We start from the raw sequence: 14,920 nt of genomic DNA, 5'->3' as shown, positions 1-14,920 counted from the left end.
GCAGGTGAGCGTGGTGAGCACCGAGAAGCCGCCGAGCGACAGCAGGTTCGGTTCGCTGGTGACCCCGGGCCGGGTGACCGTGGCCGTGCTCGCGGTCCTCGCCCTGATCTTCATCTTCGAGAACACCCGCGACGTCAAGATCCGGCTGCTGATCCCCGAGGTCACGATGCCGCTGTGGATGGCGCTGCTCGGCTGCTTCATCGTCGGCGCGCTGGCCGGGATGTACCTGCGGCGCGGCGGCCGCAACAGGGGCGGGCGCTGACGCCGGGACCTCGTGCGGGGCGCCGCGATCCGTGGGGTACGCGCGGGTGCGGTGCGATCAGCGGCTTAGACCGGCGTTTTGGATCAGAGGCTTGGACCGGCGGCTTGGACCGGCGGCTTGGACCGGCGGCTTACGGGCCCGGCGGCGCGACCAGCGGCTTGCCGAGGCACACGCTCAGCTCGTCGTGCCGGTAGTAGCCGAATTTCGGCACCGGCAGGTAGCCGCACGAGCGGTACAGCGCGATGGCCTCCGGCTGCCGCTGACCGGTCTCCAGCACCATCCGGGTCCGGCCCCCCGCCGCGGCCGTCCGCTCCAACTCGGCCAGGATCGCGCGGGCGAGACCGCGCCCGCGCGCCCGCGCCACCACGAACATCCGCTTGATCTCCGCGTCGCCGTCCGTGTGCCCGTCGGGCGAGTCGTCCTGGGCGCGCCAGCCGCCACTGGCCACGGCGTGCCCGTCCTCGTCGTAGGCCAGCAGGTACAGCCCGCGCGGCGGGTCGAAATGGGCCGCGTCCATGAAGGTCGAGTCCCCGTCGCCGTACCGCTCCACGTACTCCTGCTGCACCAGGTCGTTGAGCTTCACCGCGTCGGGGTGGTCGTAACGCGTCGTTCTGATCTCCACGCCCGATATCGTACGTGCGCGGTCGTACGCACGTGCGGACGGGGGATACCGAAGCGGTCCCGCCGACCGGCCCCGGTATCGTCCAGCGCATGTCGACCACCGTCACCACCGTGAACGTCAACGGACTCCGCGCCGCCGCCAAGAAAGGCTTCCTGACCTGGCTGGAGGAGACCGAAGCCGACGTGGTCTGCCTCCAGGAGGTCCGCGCGGAGCCCGACCAGCTCACCGTCGAGCTGCGCGACCCGGCGGGCTGGCACGCCTTCCACGCGCCCTCCTCCGCCAAGGGCCGGGCCGGTGTCTCGCTGTACACCCGCGAGGAGCCCAGCGCCGTCCGCGTCGGCTTCGGCGCCACCGAATTCGCCGCCGCCGGGCGCTACCTGGAGGTCGACCTGCCCGGCGCCGGACCCGGTCTGACCGTCGGCAGCCTCTACCTCCCCTCCGGCGAGGTCGGCACCGAGCGCCAGGCGGAGAAGGAGCGCTTCATGAAGGACTTCGCCGTCCACCTCGGCGCGCTCCGCGACCACGCCGCCGAAACCGGCACCCATGCCCTGGTCTGCGGCGACTGGAACATCGCGCACCAGGAAGCGGATCTGAAGAACTGGCGCGGCAACCGCAAATCCGCCGGCTTCCTCCCCGAGGAACGCGCCTGGCTCACCGAACTCTTCGGCCCCGCGGGCTGGACCGACGTCGTCCGCCGCCTCCACCCCGACGTCGAGGGCCCCTACTCCTGGTGGTCCATGCGCGGCCAGGCGTTCGACAACAACACCGGCTGGCGCATCGACCTCCAGGTCGCCACCGAAGCCCTCGCCGCCGCGGCCACCACCGCCGTCGTCGAGCGCGCCGCGAGCTACGACCAGCGCTGGAGCGACCACGCCCCGGTGACGGTGACCTACGACATCTAGGCCACGGCGGCGCGGCGCGCGCGTCACACCCCCGGCTCCACCGTCTCCAAGGCACTGACGAGCGGCGCGGAACTCCGTGGCCGGGCCCGGTGGGCGATGGCATGCTGAGTCCGTGAACGGACCGCACATCACCGTCAGTATCCCGGCTGAGCTGCACCTCTTCGTGGCCGCCGACCGGCGCCGCGAGGAACCCGGCGCCGTGGTCACCGACGGCACGTCGTCACTCGGGCACGTCGTGGAGTCGCTGGGCGTGCCGCTCACCGAGGTCGGCGGGCTGTCCGTCGACGGCCGCGCGGTCCCGAACGCGCACGTCCCGGCGCCGGGCGAGGCGGTACGGGTCCACGCGGTCGTACGGCCGCAGGAGGTGCCGGGCGCGCCGCTGCGCTTTCTGCTCGACGTCCATCTCGGCACGCTGGCACGGCGGTTGCGGCTGCTCGGGGTCGACGCGGCGTACGAGAACGAGGACATCGGCGACCCGGCGCTCGCCGCGCTCTCGGCGAGCGACCGCAGGGTCATGCTCACGCGCGACCGGGGCTTGCTGCGCCGCCGCGAACTGTGGGCGGGCGCGTACGTCTACAGCGACCGCCCGGCCGACCAACTGCGCGACATCCTCCAGCGGTTCGCGCCCGACCTCGCGCCCTGGACCCGCTGCGTCGCCTGCAACGGCCTGCTGACCCCCGCCGACAAGGAGTCCGTCCGCGACCGCCTGGAGGGCGGCACCGAACGCTCCTACGACGTCTTCGCCGCGTGCGCCTCCTGCGGCCGCGTCTACTGGCGCGGCGCCCACCACACCCGCCTCGAAGCCGTCGTCGCCGAAGCACTCCGCGACGCCGCCCCCACCCGGCACTGATCCCGCGCGGCACTGACCCCACCCGCCACTGACCCCGCGCGGACCGGCTCCGCGCGGACCGGCAGCGCGCGCCGGAGCCGCTGGTGGGACCGTCCGGCGCCTCCCATGGGACCGGGCAGTGCCCTGCCCCCATGGGACCGGCCAGTGCCTGCATCAGCCCGACCGATACCCGCGCCGAAGGCCGCTCGCCCACCGACAAGAGAATGCGTCTGGACAAAAAAAGTTTTCGGTGAGACGCTGAAGCCATGTTGGACGTGAGCGTGATCGAGAACCCCGAAGCGGCGGCGACGTCGCTGGACCCGATACGGTCCCGGCTGCTGGCCGAGCTGGCGGCTGGCCCGGCATCGGCGACGATGCTCGCGGCGAGGGTGGGGCTGCCGCGGCAGAAGGTGAACTACCACCTCAAGGCGTTGGAGAAGCACGGCCTGGTCGAGCTGTCGGGCGAGCGCAAGAAGGGCAATGTCACCGAGCGGCTGATGCGGGCGACCGCGGCCTCGTACGTGATCTCGCCGATGGCGCTGGCCGCCGTGCAGCCCGATCCGGCCCGCTTCCGCGACCAGCTCTCGGCGCGCTGGCTGCTGGCTGTCGCCGCCCGGCTGGTGCGGGACGTCGGCACGCTGATCACGGGCGCGGACCGGGCACGGCAGCGGATCGCGACCTTCGCGCTCGACGGCGAGGTCCGCTTCGGCTCGGCGGCGGACCGCGCGGCGTTCGTGGACGAACTGACCCGCGGCATCGCCGCGCTGGTCGCCAAGTACCACGACGAGGAGGCCGAGGGCGGGCGTCCGCACCGGATCGTCGTCGCCCTGCACCCCACGGTGAAGACCCCCGAGGCCCCGGCCGTCACGAGCGGTTGCACCGATACCGCCGCTGTCGAACCGGCCGTCGGCCGGCCCACCACACCCCCTGAGGAAGCGTCATGAGGAAGCTTGTCGTCAGTGAGTTCCTGTCCGCCGACGGAGTCATGGAGGCGCCCCACGAGTGGCACGGGCCGTACTTCGACGACGACATGGCCGGTGCCGTGTCCGCCCAAATGGACGCGTCCGATGCCCTGTTGCTCGGCCGCACCACCTACGACGGCTTCGCCGCCGCTTGGCCCGCGATGGCCGGCCAGCCCGGCGGCGACCACATGAACGGCATCGCCAAATTCGTCGTCTCCAGCACGCTGGAGAAGGCCGAATGGAACAACTCCACCGTCCTCAGCGGAGATCCGGCCGCCGCCGTCCGCGAGCTGAAGCAGCGGGACGGCGCGAACATCACCGTGATGGGCAGCGCGACGCTCGTGCGGTTGCTGCTCGGGCAGGGCCTGGTGGACGAGTTCGACCTGCTGGTGCACCCGATCGTGGTCGGCCGCGGCAAGCGGCTGTTCCAGGACGGCCTGCCGCAGACCCCGTTCACCGTCGTCTCCTCCGAGATGTTCGCGTCCGGCGTCCATCACGTCGTCTACGCGCCGCGGAAGGCGTAGGGCCCGTCCGCCCTCCCGCACCCGCACGGCCCCCATCCGCGTATCCCCTGGAGCAAGGAGCTCTGAACAACCATGTCCAAGCACTTCGAGATCGTCCGTGAATTCGAGGTCGACGCCAGCCCGTCGCAGGTCTGGGACGCCATCACCACCGGTACCGGGGGCTGGTTGTGGCCCATGGAGTACGAGCCCAAGGAGGGCGGCGCGGCGCCGTTCGGCGGGACCGTGGTCGCGTGGGACCCGCCGCACCGGCTGACCGGGCGCACCGAGGACGCCGAGGGCATCTCGGTGCAGACCTTCAACCAGGTCGACCACCTCATCGAGCCCCGCGAGGGCGGCGGTTCATGGGTGCGGTACGTGCACAGCGGCATCCTCGTCGAGGACTGGGACAACCAGTACGACGGCGCGAACAAGCACACCGACTTCTACATGCACACCCTGCGGGAGTACCTGCGGTACTTCACCGGCCGCATCGCCGTCTTCGGCGGCGCGGAAGGCCCGAAGGCGTCCGGCGCGCCCGACGCCTTCGAGACGGCGGCCCGCGCGCTCGGGCTGGCGGACGACGCGGCCGAGGGCGCGACCGTACAGGTCGAACTGCCGGGCGCTGGACGGGTGGAGGCCGTGCTCGACTTCCGCAACCCGTACTTCATCGGGCTCCGCACCGACCAGGCGATGTACCGCTTCTTCGGCCGCAACCACTTCGGCGCGACGGTCGGCGTGAGCGTGCACGACTTCGCGCCGGGCGCCGACGCCGAGCGGATCGGCGCGGACTGGACGCGCTGGCTCGCCGGGGTCTACGCGTAACGCCCCCTCCCGCGGCCGGAGTCGGGCCTTCGCCGTACCGGAAATCCGTTATCCCCGCCGCTCACCGGCCGTCTCCTGATCGCCGGTGAGTCGGCATGTGCGGGACGTACGGGATGCGCTGGCCACAGGCATCAACGGTATTGACGGCGGCCACGGCGGCCACGGCGCGGAGGAAGCGATGGGACGCAGAGCTCGGCACGGCGGACGATCACGGCGCGGTGCCGTGTCGGCGGCGGTGGCGCTGGCCGTCGCGGCCCTGTGCGTGGCGGTCTGGGTGGTCTCCGGCCAACGGCCTGGCGGCGGTTCGGCCGACACCTCGGCCACGGCGGGCGCCGCGCCCGTATCGGCGGGGCAGGTCACGACCACGGCCGCGCCGTCCGTGACACCGACCGTCACCGCCTCCGCGACGACCGCCGCCAAGAAGCCGAAGCCGACCGCTTCCCGGCAGCCCCCGCGGCCGACCGCGTCGCGCACCGCCGCGCCGCCCGCCGGTACGAAGCTCCCACCGCGTTCCGGCACCCGGGTGTTCACCTTCGTCAACGACGTGGACCAGACGATCTGGCTCGCCTCGGGCGAGCAGACCGCCCGGCCCGCGCTCACCACCACCGGCTGGGTCCTGCGCCCTGGGCAGACCCTCGGCGTCCGCGTGCCCGACCACTGGAACGGCCGCTTCTGGGGCCGTACCGGCTGCTCCTTCGACGCCTCGGGCCGCGGCCACTGCGAGACCGGCGACTGCGACGGCCGCTTCCAGTGCCCCGGTTACGGGGTGATCCCGGCGACGCTGGCGGAGTTCAACCTCAACTCGTGGGACGGGATGGACTTCTACGACGTCAGCCTCGTCGACGGCTCCAACCTCCCGATGTACATCAACCTCGTCGGCGGTACGACGAAGGACCCGATCTCGGCGAACGGCTGCTCGGCCGCGGGCTGCACCCACGCCGTGGACTGTCCGGCCGCCCTCCAGGTGACGTCCGGTGGCCGGGTGGTCGGTTGCGAGTCGCCCTGCGGGGTCTTCGACACCGACCAGTACTGCTGCCGCGGCACGTGGGCGCCGCGCTCGATGTGCCTGCCCGACCAGTGGCCGGTGAGGTACGCGGACGTGTTCAAGAGGGCCGAGCCGTTCGCGTACTCGTACGGGGACGACGACGCGACCAGCACCTTCACCAGCCGGGGCGAGGCCGGGTACCGGATCACTTTCGGGCTGAGCCGCTGATGCGCTGATGCGGTGATGCGGTGATGCGGTGATGCGGTGATGCGGTGATGCGGTGATGCGGTGAGCCGCTGAGCCGCTGAGCCGGTGAGCCCGTGAGGCACCCGAAGGGCCCGACCGGCCGGTCGGGGAGGACGTACCGACGCCGTATGTCAGGGCGGAGTCGGGGGCGGGAAGGGCGGCGGCCGTGACCGGCGCCGGGACGACGACGCGGGCGGCGCGGAAACCGCCGTCGTCGGCCCGGCCGACCGGGGACGGCCGCCGCCGATCCGCGATGAGTTTCGGCCGCGCCCGCGGTCCTATGGGGAGCAGCGGGCCCGTGTCCCGGGCGCGCCCCGACGAAAGCAGGCGTGAACGATGGCGACCTTCGTACTCGTCCCCGGCGCGGACGGCCGCGCCTGGGGCTGGCACCGGCTCGTACCGGAACTGCGCGCCCGCGGGCACGAGGCGGTGACGCTCGACCTGCCCGAGGACAGCGCCGCCGACCTCGACGCCTACGCGGACGCGATCGTGGCGGCGTGCGGCGACGTCGACCGGCTGGCCCGGCCGCTGGTCCTCGTGGCGCTGTCGCTCGCCGGATTCTCCGCGCCGCTGGCCTGCGAGCGGCTGCGCGCCGACCGGCTCGTACTCCTCAACGCGATGGTGCCGCTGCCCGGCGAGACGGCGGGGGAGTGGTGGGACCACACCGGCCAGCAGGCCGCGCGCGAGGCGTACGCGCGGGAGGAGGGACGCGACACCGCGTTCGACGTGCGCGTCGACTTCTTCCACGACGTGCCGCGGGAGATCACCGAGGAGGCCATGAACTCCGCCCCGTCGGGCGGCGCGCCGGAACGGGTCTTCACGCAGCCGTGGCCGCTGACGGCGTGGCCCGATGTGCCGACCCGCTTCCTCCAGGGCGCGCAGGACCGCTTCTTCCCGCTGGAATTCCAGCGGCGGCTGGGCAAGGAGCGGATCGGCGTGGACGTCGAGCAACTGCCCGGCGGGCATCTGCTCGCGCTGAGCCGGCCGCGCGAGCTGGCGCAGGCGCTGGTGCGGGACGTGTGAGCCGCGTGCGGTCGGCCGCGTAACGGCGACTTCCCCCCGGCCTGGGGGACTTCCTGGCGCAGAGGCCACTGCCCGGCGGGCTTCCCGGCAGGGAGGGGGCTTTCCGACTTCCTGTACAGTTGTCCAGGAAGTCGGGGAGTGGGAAGTCCGGTCAACGGAAGGCGTGGTGCACGGTCGTGAAGGTCGTCGCGGGAATCCTGGTCGGCGCGGTCGCCGCCTTCCATGTGTACGCGCTCGTGCTGGAGATGTTCCTGTGGCGCGGTCCGCGCGGCCGGGCGCTGCACGGGCTCGACGACGAGGGCGCCAGGATCACCGCGCCGCTCGCCGCCAACCAGGGCCTCTACAACGGCTTCCTGGCCGCCGGACTCGTCTGGGGCCTGATCGCCTCCGACCCGGTGGGCTTCCAGGCGCGGGTGTTCTTCCTGTGCTGTGTGATCCTGGCGGGTGCGTACGGCGCGGCGACCGCGTCCCGCAAGATTCTCTTTGTGCAGTTCGCGCCCGCGGTCGTGGCGCTGGCGGCGGTGCTTGTGGCTGGATGAGGGGTGTGATCGCTACGGGTGAGGTGAGCGGGGGGCGCGCGACGTCCGATCCCCGTACGCTCAGGACCCGCGCCCGGCTGCGGGCCGCGCTGCTCGACGAGTGCGCGCAGCGCCCGCTGGAGCAGGTCAGCCTGTCGGCGGTGGCGCGCCGCGCGGGGGTCGGCCGGGCGACCCTGTATCTGCACTACGACGGTCTCCAGGCGCTCGCGGTCGACGCCTGCGCCGACGTCGTACGGGAAGCGGTCGACGCGCTGCACGCCTGGACCGCGCCGCCGGGGCCCGACGCGCCGCCCGCGCCGCTGGCCGAATTCCTCGCCGTCGTGGCCGGGCGGGCCGACCTCTACCGCGGTCTGATCGCGGAAGGCGGCGGCGGCCCGCTCGGCGCGCTCCTCCACGACGAACTCCGCGCTCGTTCGTTCGCCGACCGCACCCGCGCGGGCGCCCCGTCGCCCGCGCTCGCCGCCTCCGCCACCGCGGCCGTGTTCACCGGCCTGCTCGCCGACTGGCTGCACGGCCGTCTGGACCTTTCGCCGGACGCCTTCGCCGCTCACGTCTGGCGGCTGCTGGTCGCGATCCACCGCGCCGTCCGCTGATCCTTCGCTGACGCCCGGTCAGGGCGTACGGTGTGCGCGGCGGGTGCGGACGGTGGGGGATATGCGGGGCAAATCGGGCGAGAGGTCACCCTGGGTGGTGCATATGGGTCTGAGTTTGCGAGGATCGCCGGGATGACTTCCGCTCCCGCGGGCTCCTTCGCTGAGAGCCGCTCCACAGAAGGCCGTGGCCGAAACCGCCACCGGCGTCGGAAACATGTGCTGCGACGGAGGGCCGGGATCGGCGCCGCCGCGTTCGTCGTGCTGGCGGTCGTCGGCGCCGGATATGTGGTGATGGACCGGCACGGCGCGGGTTCCGCCGCCGCGGACAGCGGCAGGAACGGCGGCTCCGGGCACGGTCAGGCCGCGGTGCCCGGCGCGTCCGCCAAGGCCGCGGGCCCCGGCACCCTGAGCGTCAAGGACGAGGCGCCCACCGTGATCCCGGGCCTCGGCCCCAAGACCCGCTCCGCGATCCCCGCCGCCACCCGGCAGGTGCTGGTGGCCTCGGGCAAGGCCAAGAACTCCGCCGACTCCACCGTCACCCTGTGGTCCCGTACCGCCGACGGCCACTGGAGCGCGGGCGCGGCCTGGCCCGCGCACAACGCGCTGCGCGGCTGGACCGAAAAGCACCACTCGGGCGATCTGCACAGCCCCATCGGCGTGTTCACCCTCAGCGACGCGGGCGGCTTCGACGCCGATCCGGGCGCCAAGCTGCCCTACCACCACTCGTCCGCCTTCCGCGCGGGCGGCGTCGGCTTCGACGGCGAGCCGCTGGACGCCGCCTTCGACTACGTCATCGCCATCGACTACAACCGCGTGCCCGGTACGTCCCCGCTCGACGGCACCCAGCCGCTCGGTGCCAACCGCGGCGGCGGCATCTGGGTCCACGTCGACCACGGCGGCCCGACGCACGGCTGCGTCAGCGTCTCCGCGGCGCACATGGTCGACCTCCTGCACACGCTCGTCCCGGCCGACCACCCGGTGATCGTGATGGGCGACCACGCCTCGCTGTCGGCGTAGTCCTCTCCCGGTCTCCGCGCCCGCTGACGGATCGCCGAGGCCGCGCATCCGCACGCCCGCCAGCGCACCGCGAATTGCGCCACCATGCCGACGGTGACCCGCCCGAACACGACCGAGAAGACCCACAGGGCGACACCCTCGCCCCGGGCCCCCGCCCACCGCCGCCCACGGGTCAGACACCCGAACTCCCGCCCACCCGCTCCGGCAGCCCGCCCACGACGTCATACGCCCGCTCCTCCGGCACCAGCCGCTCCGCCCCCTCGACGTCCCCGGCCCCGACCAAGCGGTGCACCTCCCGCGCCAGCGGCGTCACATCCCTGATCCCCACGATCCACGTGTCCGCGTACTCCCGCACCGCCTCGCCCGACAGCCCGAGTTGCAGCGACCGGTACGGCAACGGCCGCAGCCGCACGTCCCGTTCGGGGTCCCACTGCACCCGCGCGGGAGCGCGCTTGAGCTGCCGACGCCACGCGTCCCGGTCGGCGTGCACGTCGGGGGAGTAGTGGGACAGACACGCGTGCCGAAGCGCCCACTCGAATCCGTCACGGGTGATCTCCACCGCGAGCACCGTCTCCTGCCCCGCCTTGGCGGCCCAACCGCAGCGGTACATCATCCACAGGAACGACGGCTTGATCCACGTCATGCGGTCCCGGCTCCAAGCGGCGGGGAAGCGGCCGTCGCGGGCGGCGGGGAGGCCGATCGCGGGGGCGTACGCCTGGTAGACGGTGATCGTGGTGGGGGTGTGGAGGGCGCGGACGCGCCGGGCGGGTTCTCGCATGCGGACACAGTGCCGTCGAGGCGGTGGGGGCGGCCAGCGAATTGCGGGGCGGGAACGCCCGGCGAAGGGGGTGAGGGGAGGGCGGGGGCGGGGCGTTACTCCCCGGGGAGTACGGGTGGGGGCGGGGCGGGTTGACCGGGGGAGTACGGCAGAGGCATACCGCCGGGCGATGCGGCGCGGCGGCGTACGCGGGAGTCTGGTGAGGCACCCCGGACCGGCACACGGGTGGCCGGGAGTCCGGCCTCCGCCGGGGCTTTCGCACCCGCTCGCGAGGAGGCACGGCCATGGAAGACGAGCAGGAGCTGACGGACTTCGCGCGCCGATGGACCGAGGCGGAACGGCGCGGTGACGTGACCGCGCTGGACGCGCTGCTGACCGACGACTTCAGCGCGGTGGGACCGCGCGGCTTCGTCCTCGACAAGAAGCAGTGGCTCGACCGCTACGCCTCCGGCGCGCTCGTCCACGACGCCTTCACCTGGGCCGAGGTGACGATCCGTCAGTACGGGCGGGCGGCCGTCGCCACCGGAGTGCAGGGCCAGCAGAGCATCTTCGACGGGCGGGACGCGGACGGGTACTTCCGGGTGACGCAGACGATCGTCGAGACCGACGGCGTATGGCGGTTGGCCGCGCTCCACCTCAGTCCGACCGGCGACCGCCCGGGACCGGAGGCGTAGACGATGCGGATCAGTATCAGTGTCGCCCACGACGCCTGGCCCGAGGGACCGCGCGGCTCCGCACGGCAGTTGGAGCGGGTCGTCGCCACCGCCGACGAGATCGGGCTCGACACGGTGTGGGTCACGGACCATCTGACGCGGACGGACCTGACGCGGACGGACCTGACGCGGACGGACCCGACGCGGACGGACCCGACGCGCTCACCGGACGAGGCGGTCCTGGAGGCGTACGCGACGCTGGGACTCCTCGCGTCGCGCAGTGAACGGGTGCGGCTCGGCGCCATGGCGAGCCCGGTCGGCAACGGCGCGGCCGGCCCGCTGATCACGGCGGTCACGACGCTCGACGTCCTGTCCGGCGGCCGGGCCTGGCTCGGCATCGGCGCCGGATACGCCGACCACCAGGCCGCCGCGCTGGGCCCGCCCGCGCCCGGCGCCCCCGAACGCTTCGAGCGGATGGAGGACGTGCTGCGGCTCGCGCACCGGATGTGGTCGGGCGACGACAGCCCCTTCCGCGGCGCGCACTGCGACCTGGCCAGGCCGTACCCCAGTCCGCTGCCGCTCAGCGGCCCGCACCCGCCGGTGCTGATCGGCGGAAACGGCGAGGCCCGGATGCTGCCGCTGGTCGCGCGGTACGCCGACGCCTGCAATCTGCTCGACGTGCCGAACGGCGGCGCCACCATCCGCCGCAAGCTCGACATCCTCGCCGTGCACTGCCGCAAGATCGGCCGCCCGCTCGGCGACATCGACACATCCGTCAGCGTCAGGCTGCGGCCGCAGGAGTCGGCGGACGAACTCGTCGCGCACTGCCGCCACTTCGCCGGTCTGGGCATCGGGCACGTGGTGCTGGTGCCGGGCGGCCCGTGGACGGAGGCGTCGACGCGGACGCTGGCGGCGGCGCTGCCCGCGGTCCGCGGCCTGCACCGGGAGGAGGCGGCCGGGCCGGAGGCCGCCCGCCTCGACACCTACCGGGCGCCCGCGTTCGGCGGCGCCGTCCCCGTCTGAGCGGGACCGGAAAGGTCGGCGGAGAAGGAGCGGCACCCCACGGCCGGCGGTCGCCGTGGGGTGCCGTGCTGCGCGGCCGAGGCCGCGGCCGGCCCTGGAACCAGGACCGTCAGCCGTTGCCGCGCGGCAGGACGAGCGACTGGATCTGGGGAAGCCCCTTCCAGTCGTTCGAGGCGATCGTCGCGTGCGCCGCGGCGAGTTGGGCGATCCGCGCCTGAGCGTCGGCCGGGGACGGATTCGCGTCGTCCAGGGCGGGCGCGACATTCTGCGAGTCGGTCATCACGAGCAGGTAATGACGCGCGTCGTACCAGTTCGTGTCGACGTTGAGGAACGCCGAGGCGTCACCGTCGAAAATCACGAACCACGGGCGCAGCGAGGCGTCGGAGTAGCGCGAACGCGGGTCGCCCGACTGCACGTTGTGCACGGTCGGGAAGACCTGGGCGGTCGAGACGTGCCCCTTGAGGTAGCTCGCGTACTCGACGTCCGTCCACAGCGTGTCGGTCGGGTTGTTCTCCTCGACGGTGCCGGGGATGATCTCCAGGATCACCTTGCCCGCGAGTTGCTGCCGCGTCGGCCAGTTGCCCGCCTGGGCGGCCTCGTCGAGCGTGCTGTAGCTGCCGCCGCCGGGCTTGGCCAGCAGGTCGGACGGCTTGAACACCAGGCTGCCGAGGTGCGCGCTGATCGACTGGTCCAACTTGGCAGGGCTCATGCCGAGGTTGGCCTGGAAGCCCGCCTTCATCTCCAGCTTGATCATCAGCGGCGCGTGGCCGGGGTGCGCGCCGAGCCAGACGCGTACGTCGTCCAGGCAGCTCTCCAGGTCCTTGTTCGCGCCGCCCGTGTAGAGCTGCGACGGCGATGACGCGTCCACGCAGTTGTTGCCGTTGCTGGTCGGGCTGGAGTGGCTGACCTTCCACTCCTGGGTGAAGAAGTCGTCCCACACGTCCAGTTCGATCAGCGACGTGCCCGTGTCCAACGCCTGGGCGAGGTACGGGAAGGCGGCGGGGTCGTAGGTGTTGTGCAGGCCGGACGTCGTGGCGCCCGAGAACGGCAGGGAGCCGGTGTCAGCGGCGGACGCGGATGCGCCGCCTCCGGCTCCGGCGACGGTGAACGCCAGGCATGTGGTGAGCACGCCGAGCAGCGCCGTGCGCAGTCGTAGGGAAACTCGTCGGGACAGCGGACCGGTCACGTGTCCTCCAGTGGGGGGGTGTCTCTCCGTCCGGACGGTGACTGCCGAGCGTGAATCGACGGAGACATGTCACGTAACACGATCTGGATTCCGGCTGTCAGCTACGAATCGAGCCGATCTTCAACGGAATTGACGCCACGTCAGGGGCGGTTCGGTGGGTTGTGGGGCCCGCGTCACGTCCGTACCGCTTTCAGCTCGCGCCCAGCAGCCGCAGCGCCGCCGTGGTGGCCGCGGCGGCGAGCACCACCACGAGGAAGGGTGCCCGGCGCCACGCGCACAGACCGCCGACGGCGACCCCGGCCGGGCGGGCGGCTCCGGCGAAGCCGTGGCCCTCGGTGAGGGTGGAGGTGGCGACCAGGGCGGCGAGCAGCACGACGACGCAGAGCGCCATCAGCCGTTCCAGGCGCGGCGAGAGGGTGACGCGGGCGCGCAGCACGGGCCCGGCGAAACGGAAGGCGAAGGTGCCCGCGCCCAGGGCGACGGTGGCGAGCAGCAGGCTCGTCCCCGTACTCATCGTCCCGCTCCGGTCCGCGCGGCGGGGTCCGGCTCCTCGCGACGACCGCCCGCCCGCGCCGCTCCGACCCCGGCCAAGGCGAGCAACACCGGCAGTCCGGCGGGCAGATACGGCGTCGCGACGAGCGCGAGCACCACTCCGGCCAGCGCTGCCCCGCGCGTCGCGGAGTCGCCGAGGGACGGCAGTACCAGGGCCAGCAGCACGGCGGGGAAGGCCGCGTCCAGCCCGAAGGCGTCGGTGTCGCCGACCGCGCCGCCGCCCAGGGCGCCCAGGACGACACCGGCGTTCCAGCAGACGAACAGGCCGATGCCGCACGCCCAGTACGCCGCCCGCCGCCGTTCGGGTTCGCGCTGGGCGAGGGTGAAGGCCACGGTCTCGTCCGCCATCAGATGGCTGCCCGCGATGCGGCGGAGCGGCCCGGTGCCGAAGACGTCGCCGACCGCGAAGCCGAACGGTACGTGCCGCGCGTTCACGAGCAGGCCCGCGACGACCGCCGCCACCGGATTGCCGCCCGCCGCGACGATGCCGATGAACATGAACTGCGACGCGCCCGCGAAGACCACCACCGACAGCAGCATCGGCAGCCACACCGGCAGGCCGAGCCCCACGGCGATGGCGCCGAACGACACCCCGACGACGGCATCGGCGACGCAGACCAGGGCGATGTCCCGCACCAGGTCCTTCTCCGGAGTTCGCCATATCGAACGCATCGCCGTCTATAATGAACAGAGTGGGGATCGTTCGTCAAGGCGAACGAGTGGACTTGTTTGACGAACGAAGGGTGCGGCGATGGCGGCGGACAAGGGGGCGCACGCGTCAGGAGAGTCGGGGGAGCCGGGACGCGGCGCGGACGAGGGTGGACGGGAGCGGCAGAGCGGGCGGGCACCGCTGGCGGCCATCGCGGAATCCCTCCAGCGCGAGCGCCGCCGCGCGGGCCTGTCCCTCGCCGAGGTCGCCCGCCGTGCGGGCATCGCGAAATCCACGCTCTCCCAGCTCGAATCGGGCACCGGCAACCCCAGCGTCGAGACCCTGTGGGCGCTGAGCGTCACCCTGAACGTGGCCTTCGCCCAGCTCGTCGACCCGCCCCGCCCCCGCGTCCGCGTCGTCCGCGCGGGCGAGGGCGTCGCCTTCGCCGCCGAGCGCGCGGATTACGTGGCCACACTCCTCGCCTCCTGCCCGCCGCACGCGCGCCGTGACATCTACCTGGTGTCCGTACAGCCCGGCACCGCCCGCGAGTCCGACCCGCACGCGCCCGGCATGATCGAGCACGTGGTGCTCAGTACCGGCCGCGCGCTGGTCGGCCTCACGGACGATCCCGTCGAACTCCACCCCGGCGACTACATCGCCTATCCGGGCGACGAGCCGCACATCTTCCGCGCGTTGGAGCCGGACACCCTCGCGGTGCTCGTCCAGGAACACCACTGACGCCGCCCTGAGTCAACTCCGCGTGCAGTGCCCGTG

The 14,920-nt window shown here is 72.9% G+C and carries 19 protein-coding genes; 14 read left to right on the top strand and 5 right to left on the bottom strand.

All coding sequences use genetic code 11. From position 1 onward, the window contains the following. Positions 1-4: 4 nt before the first annotated feature. Positions 5-262 carry a lipopolysaccharide assembly protein LapA domain-containing protein gene (locus ACZ37P_RS12265; RefSeq protein WP_391049575.1) on the top strand — a complete coding sequence of 86 codons (258 nt, stop codon included), beginning with the start codon at positions 5-7 and terminating at the stop codon, positions 260-262. Positions 263-392: 130 nt separating this feature from the next. On the opposite strand, the gene ACZ37P_RS12260 is transcribed toward ACZ37P_RS12265, so the two are convergent. After that, positions 393-884, bottom strand: a complete 492-nt coding sequence (locus tag ACZ37P_RS12260; RefSeq protein WP_467346314.1) for a GNAT family N-acetyltransferase — start codon at positions 882-884, stop codon at positions 393-395. A gap of 89 nt (positions 885-973) precedes the next feature. Here ACZ37P_RS12260 and ACZ37P_RS12255 point away from each other — a divergent pair, with 89 nt between their 5' ends. The 10 genes from ACZ37P_RS12255 (at position 974) to ACZ37P_RS12210 (ending at position 9,305) form a co-directional block, all read left to right on the top strand. Further along, on the top strand, positions 974-1,786 hold the full coding sequence (locus ACZ37P_RS12255) for an exodeoxyribonuclease III (protein ID WP_467346312.1): 813 nt from the start codon (positions 974-976) through the stop codon (positions 1,784-1,786). A 112-nt stretch (positions 1,787-1,898) separates the two neighbouring features. Beyond that, the gene (locus ACZ37P_RS12250) at positions 1,899-2,636 is read left to right on the top strand and encodes a Mut7-C RNAse domain-containing protein (protein ID WP_355339223.1); all 738 of its coding nucleotides are present in this window, start codon (positions 1,899-1,901) and stop codon (positions 2,634-2,636) included. Between the two features lie 245 nt (positions 2,637-2,881). Further along, positions 2,882-3,559: an ArsR/SmtB family transcription factor gene (locus ACZ37P_RS12245; protein ID WP_467346311.1), complete on the top strand. Its 678-nt coding sequence runs from the start codon at positions 2,882-2,884 to the stop codon at positions 3,557-3,559. After that, positions 3,556-4,101, top strand: a complete 546-nt coding sequence (locus ACZ37P_RS12240; RefSeq protein ID WP_401719454.1) for a dihydrofolate reductase family protein — start codon at positions 3,556-3,558, stop codon at positions 4,099-4,101. Before ACZ37P_RS12245 ends, ACZ37P_RS12240 begins: the two co-directional genes overlap by 4 nt. A 72-nt stretch (positions 4,102-4,173) precedes the next feature. Beyond that, a complete protein-coding gene (locus ACZ37P_RS12235) occupies positions 4,174-4,902 on the top strand; it encodes an SRPBCC family protein (RefSeq protein WP_355339231.1) in 729 nt (242 codons plus the stop codon). 178 nt (positions 4,903-5,080) lie between these two features. After that, positions 5,081-6,115: a thaumatin family protein gene (locus tag ACZ37P_RS12230; RefSeq protein ID WP_467346308.1), complete on the top strand. Its 1,035-nt coding sequence runs from the start codon at positions 5,081-5,083 to the stop codon at positions 6,113-6,115. Positions 6,116-6,469: 354 nt separating this feature from the next. After that, positions 6,470-7,156 (top strand): alpha/beta fold hydrolase, encoded by a 687-nt coding sequence (locus ACZ37P_RS12225; RefSeq protein WP_467346307.1) that lies wholly within the window; start codon positions 6,470-6,472, stop codon positions 7,154-7,156. Between the two features lie 176 nt (positions 7,157-7,332). Further along, the gene (locus ACZ37P_RS12220; protein ID WP_355339239.1) at positions 7,333-7,695 is read left to right on the top strand and encodes a DUF1304 domain-containing protein; all 363 of its coding nucleotides are present in this window, start codon (positions 7,333-7,335) and stop codon (positions 7,693-7,695) included. A 5-nt stretch (positions 7,696-7,700) separates the two neighbouring features. After that, on the top strand, positions 7,701-8,288 hold the full coding sequence (locus tag ACZ37P_RS12215) for a TetR family transcriptional regulator (protein WP_467346305.1): 588 nt from the start codon (positions 7,701-7,703) through the stop codon (positions 8,286-8,288). Positions 8,289-8,504: 216 nt separating this feature from the next. Further along, on the top strand, positions 8,505-9,305 hold the full coding sequence (locus tag ACZ37P_RS12210; protein WP_467346304.1) for a L,D-transpeptidase family protein: 801 nt from the start codon (positions 8,505-8,507) through the stop codon (positions 9,303-9,305). A 172-nt stretch (positions 9,306-9,477) separates the two neighbouring features. On the opposite strand, the gene ACZ37P_RS12205 is transcribed toward ACZ37P_RS12210, so the two are convergent. Continuing rightward, on the bottom strand, positions 9,478-10,083 hold the full coding sequence (locus ACZ37P_RS12205) for a DUF4291 domain-containing protein (RefSeq protein ID WP_467346302.1): 606 nt from the start codon (positions 10,081-10,083) through the stop codon (positions 9,478-9,480). A gap of 284 nt (positions 10,084-10,367) precedes the next feature. On the opposite strand from ACZ37P_RS12205, the gene ACZ37P_RS12200 reads away from it, so the two are divergent. Further along, positions 10,368-10,757 (top strand): nuclear transport factor 2 family protein, encoded by a 390-nt coding sequence (locus ACZ37P_RS12200; RefSeq protein WP_355339250.1) that lies wholly within the window; start codon positions 10,368-10,370, stop codon positions 10,755-10,757. 3 nt (positions 10,758-10,760) lie between these two features. Next, a complete protein-coding gene (locus ACZ37P_RS12195) occupies positions 10,761-11,759 on the top strand; it encodes an LLM class flavin-dependent oxidoreductase (protein ID WP_467346300.1) in 999 nt (332 codons plus the stop codon). Positions 11,760-11,868: 109 nt separating this feature from the next. On the opposite strand, the gene ACZ37P_RS12190 is transcribed toward ACZ37P_RS12195, so the two are convergent. From ACZ37P_RS12190 to ACZ37P_RS12180, 3 genes are all read right to left on the bottom strand, one after another. Further along, entirely contained in the window at positions 11,869-12,945 is a 1,077-nt protein-coding gene (locus ACZ37P_RS12190) for a phosphatidylinositol-specific phospholipase C domain-containing protein (RefSeq protein ID WP_467346299.1), read from the bottom strand. 190 nt (positions 12,946-13,135) lie between these two features. Next, complete coding sequence (locus tag ACZ37P_RS12185) at positions 13,136-13,459, bottom strand: AzlD domain-containing protein (RefSeq protein ID WP_391051310.1); 324 nt, start codon at positions 13,457-13,459, stop codon at positions 13,136-13,138. Then, positions 13,456-14,169 carry an AzlC family ABC transporter permease gene (locus ACZ37P_RS12180; protein ID WP_401855964.1) on the bottom strand — a complete coding sequence of 238 codons (714 nt, stop codon included), beginning with the start codon at positions 14,167-14,169 and terminating at the stop codon, positions 13,456-13,458. Before ACZ37P_RS12180 ends, ACZ37P_RS12185 begins: the two co-directional genes overlap by 4 nt. A gap of 79 nt (positions 14,170-14,248) precedes the next feature. Here ACZ37P_RS12180 and ACZ37P_RS12175 point away from each other — a divergent pair, with 79 nt between their 5' ends. Next, the gene (locus ACZ37P_RS12175) at positions 14,249-14,884 is read left to right on the top strand and encodes a helix-turn-helix domain-containing protein (RefSeq protein ID WP_355339265.1); all 636 of its coding nucleotides are present in this window, start codon (positions 14,249-14,251) and stop codon (positions 14,882-14,884) included. The last annotated feature ends 36 nt before the right edge of the window (positions 14,885-14,920 follow it).

The sequence above is a fragment of the Streptomyces sp. NPDC024632 genome, assembly GCF_055559175.1.
The sequence above is the reverse complement of the archived record's forward strand: the minus strand, read 5'-3'. Positions and strand labels throughout refer to the sequence as shown.

Bases quoted from the DNA above. Each gene is read 5' to 3' on its own strand.
- ACZ37P_RS12255 (WP_467346312.1), top strand. From the start codon at position 974: ATGTCGACCACCGTCACCACCGTGAACGTCAACGGACTCCGCGCCGCC.
- ACZ37P_RS12245 (WP_467346311.1), top strand. From the start codon at position 2,882: ATGTTGGACGTGAGCGTGATCGAGAACCCCGAAGCGGCGGCGACGTCG.
- ACZ37P_RS12240 (WP_401719454.1), top strand. From the start codon at position 3,556: ATGAGGAAGCTTGTCGTCAGTGAGTTCCTGTCCGCCGACGGAGTCATG.
- ACZ37P_RS12235 (WP_355339231.1), top strand. From the start codon at position 4,174: ATGTCCAAGCACTTCGAGATCGTCCGTGAATTCGAGGTCGACGCCAGC.
- ACZ37P_RS12230 (WP_467346308.1), top strand. From the start codon at position 5,081: ATGGGACGCAGAGCTCGGCACGGCGGACGATCACGGCGCGGTGCCGTG.
- ACZ37P_RS12225 (WP_467346307.1), top strand. From the start codon at position 6,470: ATGGCGACCTTCGTACTCGTCCCCGGCGCGGACGGCCGCGCCTGGGGC.
- ACZ37P_RS12205 (WP_467346302.1), bottom strand. From the start codon at position 10,083: ATGCGAGAACCCGCCCGGCGCGTCCGCGCCCTCCACACCCCCACCACG.
- ACZ37P_RS12200 (WP_355339250.1), top strand. From the start codon at position 10,368: ATGGAAGACGAGCAGGAGCTGACGGACTTCGCGCGCCGATGGACCGAG.
- ACZ37P_RS12195 (WP_467346300.1), top strand. From the start codon at position 10,761: ATGCGGATCAGTATCAGTGTCGCCCACGACGCCTGGCCCGAGGGACCG.
- ACZ37P_RS12185 (WP_391051310.1), bottom strand. From the start codon at position 13,459: ATGAGTACGGGGACGAGCCTGCTGCTCGCCACCGTCGCCCTGGGCGCG.
- ACZ37P_RS12180 (WP_401855964.1), bottom strand. From the start codon at position 14,169: ATGCGTTCGATATGGCGAACTCCGGAGAAGGACCTGGTGCGGGACATC.
- ACZ37P_RS12175 (WP_355339265.1), top strand. From the start codon at position 14,249: ATGGCGGCGGACAAGGGGGCGCACGCGTCAGGAGAGTCGGGGGAGCCG.